Here is a 17,749-nt window from a genome sequence, read left to right on the forward strand (position 1 = left end):
GTAGCTGTCTACCAACCCACGTTCGGCACGACGTAGACGGCCATGACAATGCAGAAGATCCACGCCACGGCGAGCAACTGCAGCACGCGGTCCTCCAGCGCGATCTCGTCCGGCGCGCCACCCTGGCCGCCGTCCACCACGGAGGCGTACCGCAGGATCGCGATGACAAACGGCACCATGGACACCTGGTACCAGATCGCCGCGGTGCCCTCGACGGCGTTGGAGAGCTGGAAGCCCCACAGCGCATACGACATCACCACGGCGGTGGCCGACAGCGTCCACACGAACCGCAGGTACGGCTCGGTGTAGCCCTGCAGCGCACGCCGGATCTGCGCGCCGGTCTCCTTGACCAGCAGCAGCTCGGCGTAGCGCTTGCCAGACGCCATAAACAGTGAGCCAAACGCCGCCACCAGCAGGAACCACTGCGACAGGTCAATGCCCGCGGCCACGCCGCCGGCCATGGTGCGCAGCATGAAGCCGGAGGACACCAGCGCGATGTCGATCACCGGGATGTGCTTCCAGCCGAAGCAGTAGCCCAGCTGCAGCGCGATGTAGATGCCGATGACCCAGGCCAGCGAAGCGCCGTCGGTAGCCAGAAGCGACAGGCCGAGCGCCGCCGCGATCAGCACCGCGGCCATCGCGTACGCGAGGTTGATCGGCAGCATGCCCGAGGCGATCGGGCGGAAGCGCTTGGTGGGGTGGAGGCGGTCGGATTCGACGTCGCGGGCGTCGTTGATCAGGTAAATCGAGGACGCGCCGAAGCAGAACACCACAAACGCGAGCAGGATGTCTACGGCGGTCCGGGAGTTGAACGATTCCGCCCCGGCGGCCAGCGGCGCGGCCAGCACCAGGACGTTTTTTACCCACTGCTTGGGCCGCAGGCCCTTGAGCATCGCGTCCGGCAGGTTCTTCGGCGGCGTCTTCTTCATCACCTGCTCAACGCCGGAGGTGTGCGGCTCCGACTTGATCAGGGGCTCGTCCACGGGTTCCTGGGTGCGATCCACTAGATCCTCTTCTCCGCCTCGATGGCCACCTTTGCCGTCGCGGCGCCCAGGGCCGCGCCCGCGAGGGTGTCCGTTGGGTAATGCACGCCGAGCAGGTTACGCGAGAGCATCATCACCGGCACGAGCAGCCACGGCCACTTCTTGCCGGTGATGTCTGCCAGGTGCGCGGCCGCAGCCGCGGTGTTCGCGGCGTGCGAGGACGGAAACGACAGCTGCGACGGCGTGCTCACGCCAATGTTCACTCGCGCGTCGTTCGGGCGCGGGCGGCGCACGATGCGCTTGAGCACCACCGTCGCGGCGTGCGCCACAAACGTGCCGGCACCGAGCGCGATCCACTTGGAGCGCCTGTGCCTGTCGACGTCCCCAACGCTCGTTGCGATGGCGCCAGCCGTCGCAACCGCCAGCCAGCCCAAATCGTGCTCGCCGAAGTGGCTCAGGGCGCGCGCGGCTTTCACCGTTTCCGGGGTGTACAACCCAGCTTGGATGGCGACGAGCAGGTCAGTTTCCCTATTGCGCATCGAACACCTTCCCCCAGTTGTCGTGGCTGGCAAGCTCCGGGCGCGCGGCGCGGTACTGCCGCTTCAACTCCGGCCAGCGCTGCGCGATCTGCTCGCGCAGTTCCTTCTGCTCGGCCACCAGCGCGTCGGCAGCCTTCTTGTCGCGCTTGCGGAAGGTCACGCCGGTGCCGCCGGCGGTGGACACGGTCGCCGAGTCCAGGCGCGCCAGCGTGTACCAGCGCGCCTCGTCGGGTGTGAGGTTGAGCTGCGGCGCCTCCCAGTGCGAGCGGTCCTCGTCTTTGCGCAGGTGCAGCAGCGCCTTCACTGCCCACGGCAGCTTCTTCACCTTGGCCAGGCGCCCGCCCATCTTGTGGGTGGGCACGCCCGGCGCGCCGGTGGGCGCGGGCAGCTCGGTGGCGGACGGCAGTACCTGCGCGTCGGAGTACTGCTTGCGAATCCCCTGAATCCGGGGCAGCGAGGATTCAAGGATGTCGAAGAGCTGATCCGGGCCGGCCAGGAAGTCGCGCATCGCTTCGTTCTGGATGGCGATGGTGGAGTACTCCATGCACATGTAGTGCTTCTGGGTCGACTTCCGCATGTGCTTGAGCATCGCCTCCGGGTCGTCGGGCCCGTAGATGCTGGCCACGATGAGGCGGTTGCGCATGTGGAAGTACGCCTGCCAGTCAATCGCGTCGTCCTTGTCCGCCCAGGCCATGTGCCAGATGGCCACGCCCGGCCACGTGACCGTGGGAAAGCCGGCTTCCTTGGCGCGCAGCGCGTACTCGTTGTCGTCCCACTTGATAAACAGCGGCAGCGGCAGGCCCATCTTTTCGGCCACAACGCGCGGGAACAGGTTCATCCACCAGCCGTTGTAGTCCACGTCGATGCGCCGGTGCAGCGGGCGCGAGGTGGTCTTGTGCGGGTTGAGGTCCTCTTCCTCCGTGCCCACGTAGCCGAGCGGGAACTTAGCAAAGTCGTGGTCGTACACCGCGTGCCGCGCCCCGGAGAACATGAAGATGTTCGGGTCCACGGTCTCGCCGGTGGTGCGCAGCTGCGAGCGGTCCTGCAGGTTGAGCATCTGCCCACCCACCAGGATCGGCTGCTTGGCGTAACGCGCGGCCTGCACGGCGCGGACGATGGAGTCCGGCTCGATGGCGATGTCGTCGTCCATGTACAGGATGAACGGCGCGTCCGTACGGTTCAGCGCCTCGTACATGATGCGCGAGTAGCCGCCAGAGCCACCCAGGTTGCCTTGGCGGAAAATCTGCAATTTCCCGTTGAGGTGCTTCTCGGCCTCGGCGAAGTCCGGCTCGTCCGTCGGGTGCTGGTCGCCCTGGTCCGGCATGAGCACATTACTAATCGACGCCTCCACGTACGGGTCTTCCGCCAACGCGTGCAAGGCGTTGACCGCGTCGCGGGGGCGGTTGAACGTGGGGATGCCCACGGCCACCTGTTTCGGCTGCGGGGGGACCACGGTGCCGTCGTCAAGCACCTGCTCCTTGGGTTCCTGCGGGGAGCACCACGCGGCGTTCGCGATGCGCGTGTCGTCCTCGGCGGTGATGTCGAACCACAGCCAGCCGCCGTCCTCGAAGTTGCTCAAGCGCAGCGGGATTTCGGTGTAGCCGGTGGCCTCGCGGCTTTCCACCGCAACGCGGACGCCGTCGTGCTTGGAGCGGTAGACGGAGATGGTCGCGCGTCCCTCGACCTCCATGGCCAGCACTACCGAGTCCAGCTGCGACCAGCGGCGCCAGTAGCTTGCCGGGAAGGCGTTGAAGTACGTCTCAAAGCTGGCCTCGTTGCCCGCCGGGACCTCGAAGCTCGTGCGGTCGGACCAGCGCAGGCGCTGGGTGTTCTGCTCCTGCTCGATCAGGTACAGCATGCGCACGTCGTGCGGCTCGCCCTTCTTGGGCATGAGGACGCGCTGCAGCGTGTCCACGGCCAGGGTCTTGCTCGTCTCCACAGCTCTCACTTTCTATTGTGGGCAGTCGGAGTCCAAGCGTAACCGCTCTGCAGGTGTTTCCTTGGTGTGGCTCGCGGTTCTGTGGGGGTTAACCGGAGAAGAGCAGGCGCAGGCCTTCGCGAAGGTCGGCCACGATGCGGTCGGCCTCCGATTCGAGAACCCGCAGGTTGTCCAGAGTGAGACCGTTGATCAGCGCGGTAACCAAGCGCGCCTTGGGTTGAGCATCCTCCTCGCCACCGAGCGCAACGACAACGCTGCGCTGAAAATCTTCGAGGACCTCGGTATAGAGCTTCGCAATCCAGTCCCGGGTCGCGGAGGCGGAGCCGTACGTGACCCAGATTGCGGCATCTTCGGAACGCACGCCTCCGGTCGGGAGGAGCTCGGCAAGCCTCGCCACCCAGGTTTCAAGCTCGTCCCCCCGTTCAGGAACTGCCGCTACCCGTTCGCTCTGACGCTGGATGGAACGGATGAACGCGTGCGCAAGCAAGGTGTCTCTATTCGGGGCGTGATACTGCACCGAGCCGGCGGCGAACCCGGATTCCTTCGCCACCTCCCGCACGCTCACCGCATCGAGGCCGCGCGTCGCGATGATGCGGATGGTCGCGTCGGCGACGGTCGCGGCCGATTCTGAGAACTGATGGTCCAGGGAAAAGTCATTCATGGTTGCGCACCAGTCTAGATTCTCGTACGTTCGTATGACGTAATACGTTCGTACGAGAGATCCGGAGATCCCCGTGGGTTCAGCCATCCCCGTTGTTGGCTTGGCGCTGCTTGACAGCCTGAGCCTGGGCACCCTTGTCATCCCCCTCGCGCTCATCGTCCACTGGCGCGCTGTGAGAGTGCCAGCGCTGGCTACGTACCTGGTCACAGTTGTGGCGGTCTACTTCCTCCTCGGGCTAGGGATCCTCCTCGGGTTCGCCGGACTGGGCTCGGTCGCCGAAGGGGTCACGCAGACCGACGTCTTCCCATGGATCACGTTGATACTGGGCGCGGCCCTTGCGATCTTCGGCATCTTCGCGCCCAACCCCAAGAAGCCCGAACCCGGGCAGTTGCCGACACGCGCGGCCAGCGCAACAAGCAGTGTGCCAAGCATGGTCGCCCTGGGCCTCGGCGCATCGCTTACCGAGGCGGCGACGATGCTGCCGTACATCGCAGCGATGGGCATCATCGGCAGCTGGGATATCCCATCCGTGGCAAAGGCTGGAGCCGTGGGCATCTACTGCCTCCTTATGATCATGCCAACAGTTGCCCTCGCTACCTTGGCACTGCTGTTCGGCCAGAAGTTCTTCCCACGGCTCGAGCGCCTCATCCCCCGCCTCGGGTACGAGGCAAAAGTGACGCTTCTCTGGATCGCCGCCATCGTTGGCATCTACATGGTGGCGAACAGCGTGGCGACGATCCGCGGCGACCTCCCCGCCTCGTAGTGAGGACCGTTTTCGCGCGGCGGCTGCATTGGCGCTCGCCTCCCCGGGGCCGTTACGGTAGCTACGGTTTCCGCCCCTCACCTGCTTGAGGGGAAATCATCTCACGCATTGAAAACGGTATACCTATGGCTGCCCCTCACACCGAGACCACTCGCGAACCGCTCGCCCCGACGGGCGTTGTGGAATCCTTCCGCTACGCATTTTCGTCACCCACCCGCCTGCGCAAGGAGGTTCTCGCCGGACTGACCGTTGCGCTGGCGCTCATCCCCGAAGCCATCGCCTTTTCCATCCTCGCCGGGGTTGACCCGTCGCTCGGGTTGTTCGCCTCCGTGATCATGGCCATCACCATCGCGTTCACCGGCGGGCGCCCCGCGATGATCACAGCCGCCACAGGCGCTGTCGCCCTAGTCATCGCTCCCGTTGCCCGGGAGTACGGGCTGGACTACTTCATCGCAACCGTCCTGCTGGCGGGCGTGCTGCAGATCGTGCTCGCGGCGCTCGGCGTGGCGAAACTGCAGCGATTCATCCCCCGCTCGGTGATGATCGGTTTCGTCAACGCCCTGGGCATCCTCATCTTCACGGCGCAGCTGGAGCATCTTATCGACGTACCAAAGGTCGTCTACGTCCTCGTCGCCGCGGGCATCGCGATCATGCTCGGATGGCCCAAGCTCTCGGGCGCCGTCCCCGCCCCGTTGATCACCATCCTTGTGATCAGCGCGGTCGTGGGGCTGACGGGGATGAGCGTGCCCACTGTTTCGGATATGGGGCAGATGCCGGATTCTCTGCCGCACCTGTTGTTGCCGGACGTCCCGTTGACGCTGGAGACGTTGCAGATCATCGCGCCGTATTCCCTGGGTATGGCTATTGTCGGCCTGTTGGAGTCGCTGATGACCGCGAAGCTGGTCGACGACATTACCGACACCCACTCCGACAAAACCCGCGAATCCTGGGGGCAGGGTGTAGCCAACATTGCCTCAGGCCTGTTCGGGGGAATGGGCGGCTGCGCGATGATCGGTCAAACCATGATCAACGTCCGCGAATCCGGGGCGCGCACACGGCTGTCCACACTGCTGGCTGGCGTGTTTCTTTTAGTACTGATCCTTGTACTCGGCGACGTGGTGGGCATGATTCCCATGGCGGCGCTGGTCGCGATCATGATCATGGTGTCGGTGGGTACCATCGACTGGCGTTCGGTCCACCCCCGCACCTTGAAATTTATGCCGCTGTCGGAGACGGTGGTCATGCTGGTAACCGTGGTGGCCACCCTCGCCACCAGCAACCTCGCAATCGGCGTAGTGCTTGGCGTCCTCACCGCCATGATCACATTTGCTCGCCGCGTCGCCCACCTCGCAACGGTGGAACAGGTCTCCGCCAAGGACACCACTAACGACGGGCTCGTGGACACCCGCACCTACCGCATCCACGGCCAGCTCTTCTGGGCCTCCAGCAACGACCTCGTCTACGCCTTCGACTACACCGACCCCGCGGAGCACATCATCCTGGACCTCAGCGGAGCCGAAGTGTGGGACGCATCCACGGTGGCCACTCTGGACGCCATCACCCAGAAATTCGAGGACAAAGGCAAGCGAGTCACCATCACTGGCCTTGAGGGGCCAAGCAAAGACCGGCTCGACCAACTATCCGGAAAACTCAACTCATAGTGCCCCCTCCTCCCGTAGGCTGCACAACATGCAGCACCAGGGATTCGACGACAAAGGGCTCCCCCGCGACAAACCAAGCGACACCCCGCGTGGATCTGCTGGCCGCAGCTACGCAATTGCAGCGGCGCTGATCGTGGTGGCCGTCCTGTCCTTTGTGTTCCTGTCCGGACCGACGGCGGTGTTCATCGGCGTTGCCACCGCCGTCGCGGGCGCAGTGTTTTTGGTGATGGGCATCCAGGCTGCCAACGACCGCCACCTCGACACGCTCGAGCGGGACATGTACGGCCTGCCCGAGACGCACTACGCCGATGGCGACCGCCAGTTCGGCCACGCGTCCCCGCCGGAGACGGTTGGCGACGAGGCCAGCAACATCGACTGGGACAGGGATTTCCGCCGCGAGTTCGGCGGGGGCGACACCGGCGGCGGGCCGGAGGGGCGTCGATAAGCGAAAGTGCTTTGCCCCCGCGGGCTACTCTTCCGGCTCCCACAGCGTGCTGGGTGCGGCGAGCGCGCTGCGGTCACGCGCGAGGATGAGCTTGTCTAGATCCGCGAGCACCGCGTCGACGTCGGCGGGGTTGTATTGGCGCTCCCGGCGCGCCTGCTGCAGCTCCCTACTCGCAGCCCGTAGCGCAACTTCCTGCATCTGCGCCGCCCCGGCGCGGGCGCGCTTGAAGGCTTGCTTTCGCTCCTCAGATCCCTCCGGGTCCTGCAGGCGCTTCTCCGCAATGGAATCGAGCCACTCCTGCACCATCGCGTAGGCCTCCGGTGCGAACTCCTCGCCGTGCTCCTTCACCGCCTTGCGCGCAGCGGCGTACGCGCGCTGGTTCAGCTCCTCCATAGCTTGATCGCCACCGGGCCCATTTTGCAGGTCGAGCTTGTCAACGAGCCACGGGAGCAGCAGCCCGGGTACCACCATCGTGCAGGTGAGCACAGTCAACGCGATGACGGAAAGCTCGTAGTGGTATGCGGTCGCGGACGCAGGAATTGCCAGCACAAGCGCCAGCGTGACCAAGCCGCGCATGCCCGCCCACGCCATGAGCAGCACCTCCTGCATGCGCAACGGCGAGACGTTTGTGTGATGCATGTTCTGGTTGATCTTGTACAGCACGAACATCCAGGCGAACCGGACAGCGAAAGCCACCGCCGAGAGGACGACGCCGACCTGCACCGCCTGCCAGATGTGCGTGCCTGCGGTGTCGAGCGCGTCGCGCACACTCATGCCGATCAGGCCGAACGCGACGCCGGTGAACAGCAGCTCCACCGTCTCCCAGAACGAGTGGCCGGTCAGGCGGTCCTCGGCGGTCATGGTGGAGCGCGACGACATCTCCACCGCGGCGATGACGATGGCGATGACGCCGGAGGCCTCGATGGCCTCGCAGCCCGCGTAGATGGCGAACGGGAGCACCCAGGTAAACGCGGTGCGGATCACCGAATCCGGCACGGAGTTGGCGAACATGGCGGCTAGCCTGCCCACGATCAGGCCGATGACCACGGCGGCGACCGCCGCGTACAGGAACTGGAAGAACCCTTTGGTGAAGTCCACCTCGCCGTGAGCCACCGCCGCCGCCATGGCGACGTTGAAGGTGACGATGGAGGCGGCGTCGTTGAACAACCCCTCCGTCTGCAGGGTGCTGGTGATGCGCTTCGGGATGCCGGCCGGGCCCGCCACCGCGTCCACCGCCACTGGGTCCGGCGGCGCGATCGCGGCGGCGAGGACCATCGCGGCGGCCAGGCTCAACCCCGGCAGCATCCACATCGCCGTGGCAGTCAGCGCCGCGATGGTGAGGAACACCAGGATGACGGACATGGTCAGCACCACGTTGAGCTGCGAGCGGATCTGCCCCCAGCTCGTGCGCCGGGCCAGCGACCACAACAGCGGGGGCAGGAAGATCGGCAGGATCAGGTGCGGATCGATGGACACCGTGTCGATGCCGGGGATAAAGATCACCGGCGCGACCACCACAGTCAGAAGCGCCGGCCACGGCAGGCCGGTGCGCTCACCTACCGCGGCGACGAGGACGGTGGCGAGCAGCAGGCCGATTAGTGCTATGAAAGTTCCCACGAGGGGTGAGTTTACGGCGTACCGCGGGCTGCAGCAGGTGTCGGCACGGGCGCGGGCATCATCAACCACTCCGACATCAACCGGTACCTCGTTTCGACCTTCGTCGCCCCGGCCCTGAGCGCCTAACCAACCCTTTTCGGAGTTGTTTGAAACAACTCCGAAACAACTCGCAGTAAAACTGACCCGAAATCAACCCATCTGAGCAGGTCAGGATAGTTGTTTGGAGTTGTTTAGAGGGAAACCCACCGAACACTCGGACCTCGAGTCGGGCTACCGTCGGCAATCTTCGCTTTACCCAAATCTCGAAGGTGGCGAAGGATTCGGCTCACTGATTCACGCTCTACGCCGAGTTCATTCGCAACCTCACGAGCGTTCAGGGACTGCCCCTCGCGCAACTGAGCAATGATCCAGTCCTCGGTAGTCACGGATGCAATCGCAGTAGATTCGTTCCCCTCAAAGGCCGCCCGAGCTCGAGCGGACAGTATCCACTCAGGAGCATCCCGCAAAGGTTCTAGGAAGCCCTGACTTGCGTACCAACCCAAGGTTTCTTGGGCCTGCGCTTCCGGGACTTGCATGAGTCGAGCTGCCGTGGACGTCATCAAAATCTGGTTGTTCGCTAGATGACGCGCAACCAAAAGCCCATCCACACTCTTGAAGATCGCTTCACCAAACTCAGTACGCAACAGGTACAGCGTCTTAATAAACGCCGAATCGACATGTCCGGCGGGCAACGTGACCTCAACAAACGGCCCATCGGCATTCAGACTGGGGGCTTGCCTACCACTAGCAAGCATGGAGACCCACATGCGATCGAAGCCTCGCGAAGATTCTTCAGCAAGTCCTAACTGTCGCAGTGCACCCATCAGAATCGGGTTGCGCGGAATCGATTGGGTGCTCAGAATCCTCTCCTCGGGCACGCCTACGGGGAGGCCACCAGGAGACCAAACGGTCAGACTGGTCGGAGACTGATCAACGACGATTGCAGTGGTCGCTCCCCAGTCGCGGTGCGCGAATGCGTTAGAAACAATTTCATCTACAGCAGCCGCAGGAAACGCCGGAATGGGAAACTCTTGCCCGTTCGGGAGCTGCACTCGCGCAATCTCCTGCGACGTGTGAGCCTTAATCAACGCACGTAGCTGTTCTGACGCAGTAATCAACGGTGCGGAGATCTCGGTTACTTTCGGATCGCCACTGGGCACGTCGCGAAGCAAATGTCTCACGACCGTCCGGTTGTGCAGTGGCTGCATGAAGAGAATTTCTGCCGCAAATGTCAGCGCGCCATCGGCCGTAAGCAATCCCAACTCACTGCAGAGTTGAAGACTCGTCTGGGGTACAGGCGAGTCATCACCCAAGGCATGCTTCCGGTTGGCAAGGAGTGCTTTAGCCTGCTCGATTGCCTTAGGGTCGAGATCTTTAGGGCTTCGTCGAGACACAGTAGCGCTCAGGTCAGGGTTCGAACGGGACAGGTGAATACTGCGACGCTCATCCTCCCCCAAAGGAACACAGTTTTTCCCGACGCGTTTACTGGCCTGGCCTTTGGAACGCTGATACAACGCCATCCCCCGCGGGATGCGCAACGCAATCAAACGCTTGCCACAGCGCTCGATTTCAGAAGCTTCGACCTGAATATGAGGCTGCGTCTTGCTGTATATCTTTTCTACCAACCAATCACATGAGCGATCAGTACCAGTGAACGCAGCAGGGCCTGCCTTCTTGTCATTGACGCCAAGGACAACGTAGGCGACTCCGCCGTCGGCGTTGGAGAAACAAATAACTTCGTCGATGAGAAACTCCACAAGACCCGCATCGGGGTTCTTGTTCATCGGGTGGACGGCAGGATCCTCCTTGAAATCCAGTACCTGGGATTCCCAGATATCGGCGCTATCTCCGGCCTCAATTGCCGACAGTGCTTCCTCCACACCCTCAAAACCCGAATCGAGCATGAGCTCAGAATAACAAAAGTTGTTTCAAAGTTGTTTGAAACAACTCCGAAACAACTTACCGCAAAAATCGCCTAGAATCATTCCATCGACGCAGGTCAGAATAGTTGCTTGGAGTTGTTTCGAGTTGTCTACAACTCGACCGGAGCTACCATTCTCGTTGTAATCCCGTTCATCAGCTGGCCAGGAGGCGTGGTTATTTTCCACAACCTGGTCGGCGTTTTAATTGGTCGGCCGGGCAGCGGTGCCGGGCGACCCCGGCACCGCGCCGCCGTGGCCGCTACACCGCGTCGAAGAACTCCACCGTGGTGCCGTCGAGCACCTTCGAGGGCACCCCGATCTTGCCGGCGTCCCGAGCGGCGGCGTAACCGGACAGCCGGTCACGGTAGTGCATGAAACGCTTCAGACTGCCGAGCTCGGTGACGTCGACAAGCTCCGCGTCGCCGAAGCTGTTCGGGTTGTCGTGTACTCGACGATGACGCCCGCGCAGTCCGGACAGTCGGGGTGAACGAAAATCTCTTGAATTGCCATGCCGCCCCCTAGTGCCCGCGCGGCTGGCTCAAGGGTTCGCCGGACTCGAAGAACGGGCGCAGCTGGTTGTCAAACAAGGTCAGCGCCGCGGCGATGGCCATGTGCATGTCCAGGTACTGGTAGGTGCCCAACCGGCCGCCGAACAGGACGTTGCGCTGTTCGGCTTCTTCCGCCGCGAGGCGTCGATAGGCTTCCAGCTTCTCGCGGTCCTCCGGGGTGTTGATCGGGTAGTAGACCTCATCATCGTCCTCGGCGAAACGGGAGTACTCCTTCACAATCACGGTCTTGTCGGACGGGTACTCAGACCGCTCCGGGTGGAAGTGGCGGAACTCGTGGATGCGGGTGTACGACACGTCCGCGTCGTTGTAGTTCATCACCGGGGTGCCCTGGAAGTCCCCGACCTCGAGGACCTCTTGCTCGAAGTCGAGGGTGCGCCAGCCCAGGCGGCCCTCGGCGTAGTCGAAGTACTGGTCCAGCGGCCCGGTGTAGACCACCGGCGCGTCGGGGTTCTCGGCGCGGATGGAGTCGCGGACTTCGAACCAGTCGGTGCCGGTACGTACGTCGATATGCTCATGCGCCGCCATCTTTTCCAGCCACGCGGCGTAGCCGTCGACGGGCAGGCCTTCGTAGGTGTCGTTGAAGTAGCGGTTGTTGAAGGTGTAGCGCACCGGCAGGCGCGAGATGATTTCCGGCGGCAGGTCGGTGGGGTCGGTCTGCCACTGCTTGGCGGTGTAGTGCTTCACAAACGCGTCGTAGAGCGGCTTGCCGATCAGCGCAATGCCGCGCTCCTCCAGGTTCGTCGCGGCTGCGGGGTCGAGGCCCTCGCGCTGCTCCTCGATGAGCGTCTTCGCTTCCTCCGGCGAGTAGTAGCGGCCGAAGAACTGGTTGATCAGGCCCAGCCCCATGGGGAACTGGTACGCCGTGCCGTCGTGCATGGCAAAGACGCGGTGCTGGTAGTCCGTGAAATCGGTGAAGCGGTTGACGTACTCCCACACGCGCTCGTTGGAAGTGTGGAACAGGTGCGCACCGTACTTGTGCACCTCGATGCCGGTTTCCGGCTCGTTTTCGCTGTAGGCGTTGCCGCCGATGTGGCTGCGCTTTTCCACCACCAGGACGCGTTTGCCCAGCTCGCTCGCCGCCTGCTCGGCCACGGTGAGGCCGAAGAAACCCGATCCAACAACTATGAGGTCGTATGCCATGTGGCCCATTTTCGCACAGTTGCTTATCGACGCAGCTTCGCCGCGACACGCCCCGTCACATCTCAAGTCTTACTTTAGAGTTGAACTTCCACTACACTGCACTTCTGTCACATTTACCACTGTTATCCCAGTGAACTTTAACCGCCTCAGGAGTACTACCGTGCAGCAACGTCGCAGCATCCAGGGTGGCGCGGCCCGGCCCGCCCGAGCCGCGATCATGCCCGTGATCGTGTCCATCCTCCTCATCATCGCCCTCGTCGCCGCCAACGCGCTCAGCGGCAACCGCATCCTCCCGGTCCAGTCCCTCAGCGCGGACGCGCCCGAGGTCTACACCACCTCCGAGTCCTTTGCGTCCGGCGCGAACGTCACCGTCGACGACGCCGCCATCCGCACCCAAGGCGGCGAGGACCAGGTACGGCGTGCGGTGAAGGAATTCACCAACGACCGCGAGTTCTCCCTGGTCGGCCTGACATGGACGGGCGACCGCGACGTCGCCGCCTACGTGCGCGCCCTGCGCGCTGACGGCACCTGGTCCGAGTGGTTCCAGATGGACCGCTTGGACCCGCCAGCGGGCAGCGACAAGTTCGGCACCGAGCCGATCTTCGTGGGCCGCACCAACCGCGTCCAGGTCTCAACCGGCAACGTCGACCTGCTGGACGGCGGCCGGACCGACTCAGCCGCGTCCACCACCGCCAACGACATCCAGGCAGTCTTCCTGGACGGCGGCGCCGGCACAGCCGAGGGCGGCATCCAGCCCGTCGCCGACTCCTACACCTGGGGCATGCCCAAGGTGGTCACCCGCGCGCAATGGGGCGCCGGTCGCAGCAGCGCGCCGTACTACGCGGAACCCACCACCGCCGCCACCGTGCACCACACCGCGGGCTCCAACAACTACTCCGCAGCCGAGGCACCCGGCATCGTGCGCGGCATCTGGCAGTACCACGCCGTCCAGCTGGGCTGGGGCGACATCGGCTACCACGCGCTGGTGGACAAATACGGCAACATCTACGAGGGCCACGCGGGCGGCATGGACCGCGGCCCGCAGGGCGCGCACGTGGGTTCCTTCAACCAGAACACCTGGGGCGTGTCCATGATCGGCGACTACCAGAGCGCCGAGCCCACCCCCGCGGCGCTGAAGGCCATGGGTGACATCATTGGTTGGAAGGCAGCTGTCGCCGGCTTCGACCCCAACGGCACCAGCTACCACTACGCCGAGGGCAACTTCAAGGGATCCAAGTTTGCGGCCGGCCAAGGCGCTATGTTCCCGAACATCAACGCGCACCGCGACTTCCACTACAACACCTGCCCGGGCGACAACCTCTACGCCAAGCTTCCCATCATCCGCGCAAACGCGGGGGCGAAGTACCGCGCGCTTCGCGCAGGTGAGCGCGTGGGCGTAGAGGCGAAGCCGAGCACTACAGCCGATAGCCCTGCTCCGGCCCCGGCGCAGCAGCCGTCCCCCGACGGCGTGCTGACCGACCTCGCTTCCGGAGATCCGGCCACCGTCGCCGGCGTAGCGGGCACCGCCGTCGGGCTGGTGCTGCTCTACCTGGCCGGCCAGGGCAAGCTGCCCACCGTCGACACCATGGGTGAGGTGCAGATTTTCGACGGCCTGACGCTCGCAGACGCGGCGGAGCTGGCCAAGCAAATTAGCCCGTCCGTTGCGCCGACGCTCAACGCGTTCGGCTCCAGCGACGCCGCCGAGGTCTGGACCACCCTTGAACCGGCCTTGGGCAAGCTCGTCGCCGGCGTCGGCGGCCCGACCGGGCCTGCTGTGGCGCTGTACGCGAACGGCATCGGTGCCCGCAACGACCAGGGCGAGATCATCGCCCTCGTCGGCAAGATTGCGGAGGCGTGGCTGCAGCAAGGCCTCGACGCCGGCCCGCTCGGCATGCCGATCACCCCGGCTTTCAACCCCAGCACCGACACCGTGCGGGTGGACTTTGAAGGCGGCTTCATCACCTACAACCCGGCCACCGACTCGGTGGACATCAACACCAACTAGACCCCCGCGAACTCGGACCTAGGCGAGATCTAAGCAGCGCGCCACCGCGTCCTCCCACGCAGAGACAAGCCGGTCCCTTTCGGGGCCGGCCATTGTGTTGTTCCAGGTGGTCGCGGTGCCGAGCGTGAGCGGCCCGTCGAGAAGCAAAGACCCCATCCCGGCTGCCGACGCCGCGCCCATGACCGTCGTCTCGGTGTTAGCGGGCCGCTCGACGGTGAGCCCGAGGATGTCCGCCTGCATCTGCATGAGCAGGTCGTTGGTGGTCATCCCGCCGTCCACCTTCAACGACGTCGGCCGGCCTCCCATCGCTTCCACCACCTCGCGCGCCTGCAGGCACGTCGCCTCCAGCGCGGCCCGGGCGATGTGGCGCTTATCCACGAAACGGGTCAACCCCACGATCACACCCCGTGCGTCGGGGCGCCACCGCGGCGCGAACAGGCCCGAAAACGCCGGGACGATCACCACTCCCCCACTGTCATCGACTTGCCTGGCCAGGGTTTCGGACTCCGCGGCGGTGCCCAGGATGCCCAGCTGGTCGCGCAGCCACTGGATCAACGCGCCGCCCACAGCTACCGAGCCCTCCTGGGCGTACACCGGTGGCTGGCCCTCCACCTGGTAGGCCACGGTGGTGAGCAGCCCGCGGTCACTGAACCGCGGCGTGTGACCTGTGTTGAGCAGCATGAACAGACCGGTGCCGTAGGTCATCTTGGCGTCGTTTTCGTGGAGGCCCCCTTGGCCGAACAACGCCGCCTGCTGGTCGCCCAGCACGCCCGTGATGGGCACCCCCGCCAACGGGCCGCGGCGGCGGATCGTGCCGAAGTGGCCCACCGACGGGCGGATCTCGGGGAGGATGGCGCGGGGGACGCGGAGCTCGCTACAAAGCGCCTCGTCCCACTGCAGCGTTTCCAAGTTCATGAGCAGCGTGCGCGACGCATTAGTCACGTCCGTGAGGTGCAGCGCGCGCTCCGGCTCCTTGGCGCCGCCGGTGAGGTTCCAGATCAGCCAGGTGTCGATCGTGCCGGCCAGCAGCTCGCCATTCTCCGCCCGCTCGCGCGCGCCGGGGACGTTGTCCAGGATCCACGCCCACTTCGGCGCGGCCGGGTACGAGTTGTGCAGCAGCCCCGTCGTGCGCAGGTACCTCGCCGGGTCGCCGTCGTGGTTGGTGCGCGTGTCCTGCCACACGATGGCGTTGTAGATCGGCTTGCCCGTCTTCTTGTCCCAGATCACGGCCGTCTCGCGCTGATTGGTTAGCCCGAGCGCGTCGATGTCTTGTTCGGAGATGTCCTCCGCCGCAAGCGCCTCGCTCAGCGCCCGGCGCGTGTTGCGTCAGATCTCCATCGGGTCGTGCTCGACCCAGCCCTGCTGCGGCATGTGCTGGGCGTGCTCGTATTGCGTCTGCGCGATGACGGTGCCGTCGGTGCGCGTGATGCACACGCGCGTCGACGTCGTGCCTTGGTCAATCGCCGCAATCAAAGCCATGCGCGCGATCTTACGGGTGGGGCGAGGGGGCTATCGGGGCGGGGATTGCTCCCGCGTTGCCGGATCTGCTAGTTGCCTCCGTGGCCCAACTAGCACATTCGAACCTTATTGATACTGAGTTTCACCATCACCTGGGGAAACGCAGAGTTGAACGCTTGATCTGCTAGTTACTTGCACCGGTCAACTAGCAGATCCGCAAAAGGGCACCCGCCAAGCTTCAGTTGCCCACTGAAATCGCCACGCCACCTCTTTACCTTCGCCCGGGGCCGCGAGATAGTGGGCCAATGGGGGATGTAGCGAAAAGACGCAGAGACGAGCTGGAGCTGATTAAAGATGTGGCATCGAGGTGCAAAACTGCGGTAGTGACCGGACCCGCGGCCGCAAGGTGGCTCGGTCTTTCGACATACAGGTGGGTGCAGACAGTAGATCTCGCACTCCCGGGCAACTCCAGGACCTGGGGAGACACCGATAGACGCAGGGTCTACCACGGAGGGCTCCTGCGGGAGGCGGAATACCTCACCCACAACGGCGTCCGCACCGCCACGGCGATCCGGGCCATATTCGACACCTTCCGCTACTACGGCCGCATGGATGCGCTGGTGCAGATCGAGTCCGCGCGCTTCCAGCACGACCACCTGACCACCGACTACTTGCTGGCTAAGACCGAAACACTCACCCGCGCCCGCGGGATCAAACCCTTCCGCGAGCTGATCGCGTACTCCGCAGACACGTCGGCGAGCGCGCTCGAGACGATTGCGCGGGACACCCTCCTGCGCGCCATCGCATCCGGCAGGCTCACTGGCGTCGAGACCATCGAGTTCCAGGTTGGGTTCCAGATCACGGACGCCGACGGCTGGGCTACCGTCGCGTGGGCGGACGCGCTCATCAACGGGTTCCTCATCGTCGAGGCGGATGGGCTGGAAAAGAACAGCGGCGCGATGGGAGATGCGGCTGAAGCTTTACGACGTGAGCGCCACCGCGAAACGGAGCTGCAAAACCGCGGCGCGGTAGTTCGCCGTGTGGGGTGGACCAGCGTGCAGGAGGACGCATTTATTGCGCAGGTCCAGCACGCCATCAACCAGCGCCCCGGGGTGCACCAGCTGCCCAATCGGGTGGACACGCCGTACCGTGTGTGGCTCGCCGACCTTGAGCGGCGGGCGAGCTAGAACCAGCGCTCGAGCACTTCGGCGACGCCGTGCTCGTCGTTGGTGCGGGTGACTAGGTCGGCGGCGGCGTGCAGCACGGGCGAGGCGTTGGCCATGGCAACACCGGTGCCCGCCCAGCGGAGGAGCTCGAGGTCGTTGGGCATGTCACCGAACGCGATGGTCTCCTCGGCCGCCACGCCGTAGCGTTCGGCGAGGTAGCGCGCACCGGCGGCCTTATCCACGCCGGGCCGGGAGATCTCGATCAACCCCTCGTCCATGGAGTACGTCACGTGCGCCACCGTGGCGTCGATAGCAGGCGCGATGCGCTCGTACATCTGCGCAGACGTCATCGAAGCGCAGCGGACCAGCAGCTTTGCGGCGGGTTGGCTAATGAGGTCCGCGGTGACGGCGACGCCGAACCTACTGTCCCACGCATCCCGGTTGTACTCGGGGGTGATGAGGAAGCACTCCTCCTCCGGGTCCAGCGCGGAGGAGCCGACGCGCTCCACGCCGTAACCGTGGGGCACCCCGTCAAGGGCGCGCTCGGCGACCTCCACCACCTCGGCCATGGCCGCGGGCGCCAGCTCGAAGGCGTGCAGGACGCGGTCGTCGGCTGGGTCGTACACCACCGCGCCGTTCGCGCACACGCATACGGGGGCCAGCGGCAGCTGCTCCAGCACCGGAAGGAGCCAGCGGTGCGGGCGCCCCGTCGCCAGGCCGAAATTCACACCGGACTCCACCGCGCGCACGATCGCGCCGCGCAGGCGCTGCGTCACCCGTCCGGTGGAGGTGATGAACGTGCCGTCGATGTCCGAGATGATCAGGCGGGGCGCGGCGGTCAT

Annotated in this window: 13 protein-coding genes and 1 pseudogene; 5 read left to right on the top strand and 9 right to left on the bottom strand. The window is 64.7% G+C overall.

The window, feature by feature from the left end; translation table 11 throughout:
- Nucleotides 1-8 precede the first annotated feature (8 nt).
- From CUREI_RS10240 to CUREI_RS10255, 4 genes are all read right to left on the bottom strand, one after another.
- Nucleotides 9-1,004 (bottom strand): decaprenyl-phosphate phosphoribosyltransferase, encoded by a 996-nt coding sequence (locus CUREI_RS10240; RefSeq protein WP_038613245.1) that lies wholly within the window; start codon nucleotides 1,002-1,004, stop codon nucleotides 9-11.
- Nucleotides 1,004-1,522: a phosphatase PAP2 family protein gene (locus tag CUREI_RS10245; RefSeq protein WP_038613247.1), complete on the bottom strand. Its 519-nt coding sequence runs from the start codon at nucleotides 1,520-1,522 to the stop codon at nucleotides 1,004-1,006. The genes CUREI_RS10240 and CUREI_RS10245 overlap by 1 nt, the downstream gene beginning before the upstream one ends.
- On the bottom strand, nucleotides 1,512-3,461 hold the full coding sequence (locus CUREI_RS10250; protein ID WP_038613249.1) for a glycosyltransferase: 1,950 nt from the start codon (nucleotides 3,459-3,461) through the stop codon (nucleotides 1,512-1,514). The genes CUREI_RS10245 and CUREI_RS10250 overlap by 11 nt, the downstream gene beginning before the upstream one ends.
- Nucleotides 3,462-3,549: 88 nt before the next feature.
- Entirely contained in the window at nucleotides 3,550-4,122 is a 573-nt protein-coding gene (locus CUREI_RS10255; protein ID WP_038613250.1) for a TetR/AcrR family transcriptional regulator, read from the bottom strand.
- Nucleotides 4,123-4,195: 73 nt separating this feature from the next.
- On the opposite strand from CUREI_RS10255, the gene CUREI_RS10260 reads away from it, so the two are divergent.
- The 3 genes from CUREI_RS10260 (at nucleotide 4,196) to CUREI_RS10270 (ending at nucleotide 6,991) form a co-directional block, all read left to right on the top strand.
- Nucleotides 4,196-4,885, top strand: coding sequence for a GAP family protein (locus CUREI_RS10260; protein ID WP_038613252.1), 690 nt, complete (start codon nucleotides 4,196-4,198; stop codon nucleotides 4,883-4,885).
- 125 nt (nucleotides 4,886-5,010) lie between these two features.
- Nucleotides 5,011-6,546, top strand: coding sequence for a SulP family inorganic anion transporter (locus CUREI_RS10265; RefSeq protein ID WP_038613254.1), 1,536 nt, complete (start codon nucleotides 5,011-5,013; stop codon nucleotides 6,544-6,546).
- Between the two features lie 28 nt (nucleotides 6,547-6,574).
- Nucleotides 6,575-6,991 carry a hypothetical protein gene (locus tag CUREI_RS10270; protein WP_038613256.1) on the top strand — a complete coding sequence of 139 codons (417 nt, stop codon included), beginning with the start codon at nucleotides 6,575-6,577 and terminating at the stop codon, nucleotides 6,989-6,991.
- Nucleotides 6,992-7,015: 24 nt separating this feature from the next.
- On the opposite strand, the gene CUREI_RS10275 is transcribed toward CUREI_RS10270, so the two are convergent.
- The 3 genes from CUREI_RS10275 to glf form a co-directional block, all read right to left on the bottom strand.
- Nucleotides 7,016-8,608, bottom strand: coding sequence for a cation:proton antiporter (locus CUREI_RS10275; protein WP_038613258.1), 1,593 nt, complete (start codon nucleotides 8,606-8,608; stop codon nucleotides 7,016-7,018).
- 230 nt (nucleotides 8,609-8,838) lie between these two features.
- Nucleotides 8,839-10,551 carry an RNA-binding domain-containing protein gene (locus CUREI_RS10280; RefSeq protein ID WP_038613260.1) on the bottom strand — a complete coding sequence of 571 codons (1,713 nt, stop codon included), beginning with the start codon at nucleotides 10,549-10,551 and terminating at the stop codon, nucleotides 8,839-8,841.
- Between the two features lie 536 nt (nucleotides 10,552-11,087).
- Nucleotides 11,088-12,278 carry a UDP-galactopyranose mutase gene (gene glf / locus CUREI_RS10285; RefSeq protein WP_084768537.1) on the bottom strand — a complete coding sequence of 397 codons (1,191 nt, stop codon included), beginning with the start codon at nucleotides 12,276-12,278 and terminating at the stop codon, nucleotides 11,088-11,090.
- A gap of 160 nt (nucleotides 12,279-12,438) precedes the next feature.
- Between glf and CUREI_RS10290 the strand changes: the two genes are divergently transcribed.
- Entirely contained in the window at nucleotides 12,439-14,283 is a 1,845-nt protein-coding gene (locus CUREI_RS10290; protein WP_038613264.1) for an N-acetylmuramoyl-L-alanine amidase, read from the top strand.
- 18 nt (nucleotides 14,284-14,301) lie between these two features.
- On the opposite strand, the pseudogene glpK reads toward CUREI_RS10290, so the two are convergent.
- Nucleotides 14,302-15,762: pseudogene (gene glpK / locus CUREI_RS10295) on the bottom strand (glycerol kinase GlpK).
- A 413-nt stretch (nucleotides 15,763-16,175) separates the two neighbouring features.
- Here glpK and CUREI_RS10300 point away from each other — a divergent pair.
- The gene (locus tag CUREI_RS10300; RefSeq protein ID WP_038613266.1) at nucleotides 16,176-16,928 is read left to right on the top strand and encodes a hypothetical protein; all 753 of its coding nucleotides are present in this window, start codon (nucleotides 16,176-16,178) and stop codon (nucleotides 16,926-16,928) included.
- Here CUREI_RS10300 and CUREI_RS10305 read toward each other — a convergent pair.
- Complete coding sequence (locus CUREI_RS10305) at nucleotides 16,925-17,749, bottom strand: HAD family hydrolase (RefSeq protein WP_038613268.1); 825 nt, start codon at nucleotides 17,747-17,749, stop codon at nucleotides 16,925-16,927. The two genes, CUREI_RS10300 and CUREI_RS10305, sit on opposite strands and share 4 nt — an antisense overlap.

This window comes from Corynebacterium ureicelerivorans, assembly GCF_000747315.1.
Classification (GTDB): domain Bacteria; phylum Actinomycetota; class Actinomycetes; order Mycobacteriales; family Mycobacteriaceae; genus Corynebacterium; species Corynebacterium mucifaciens.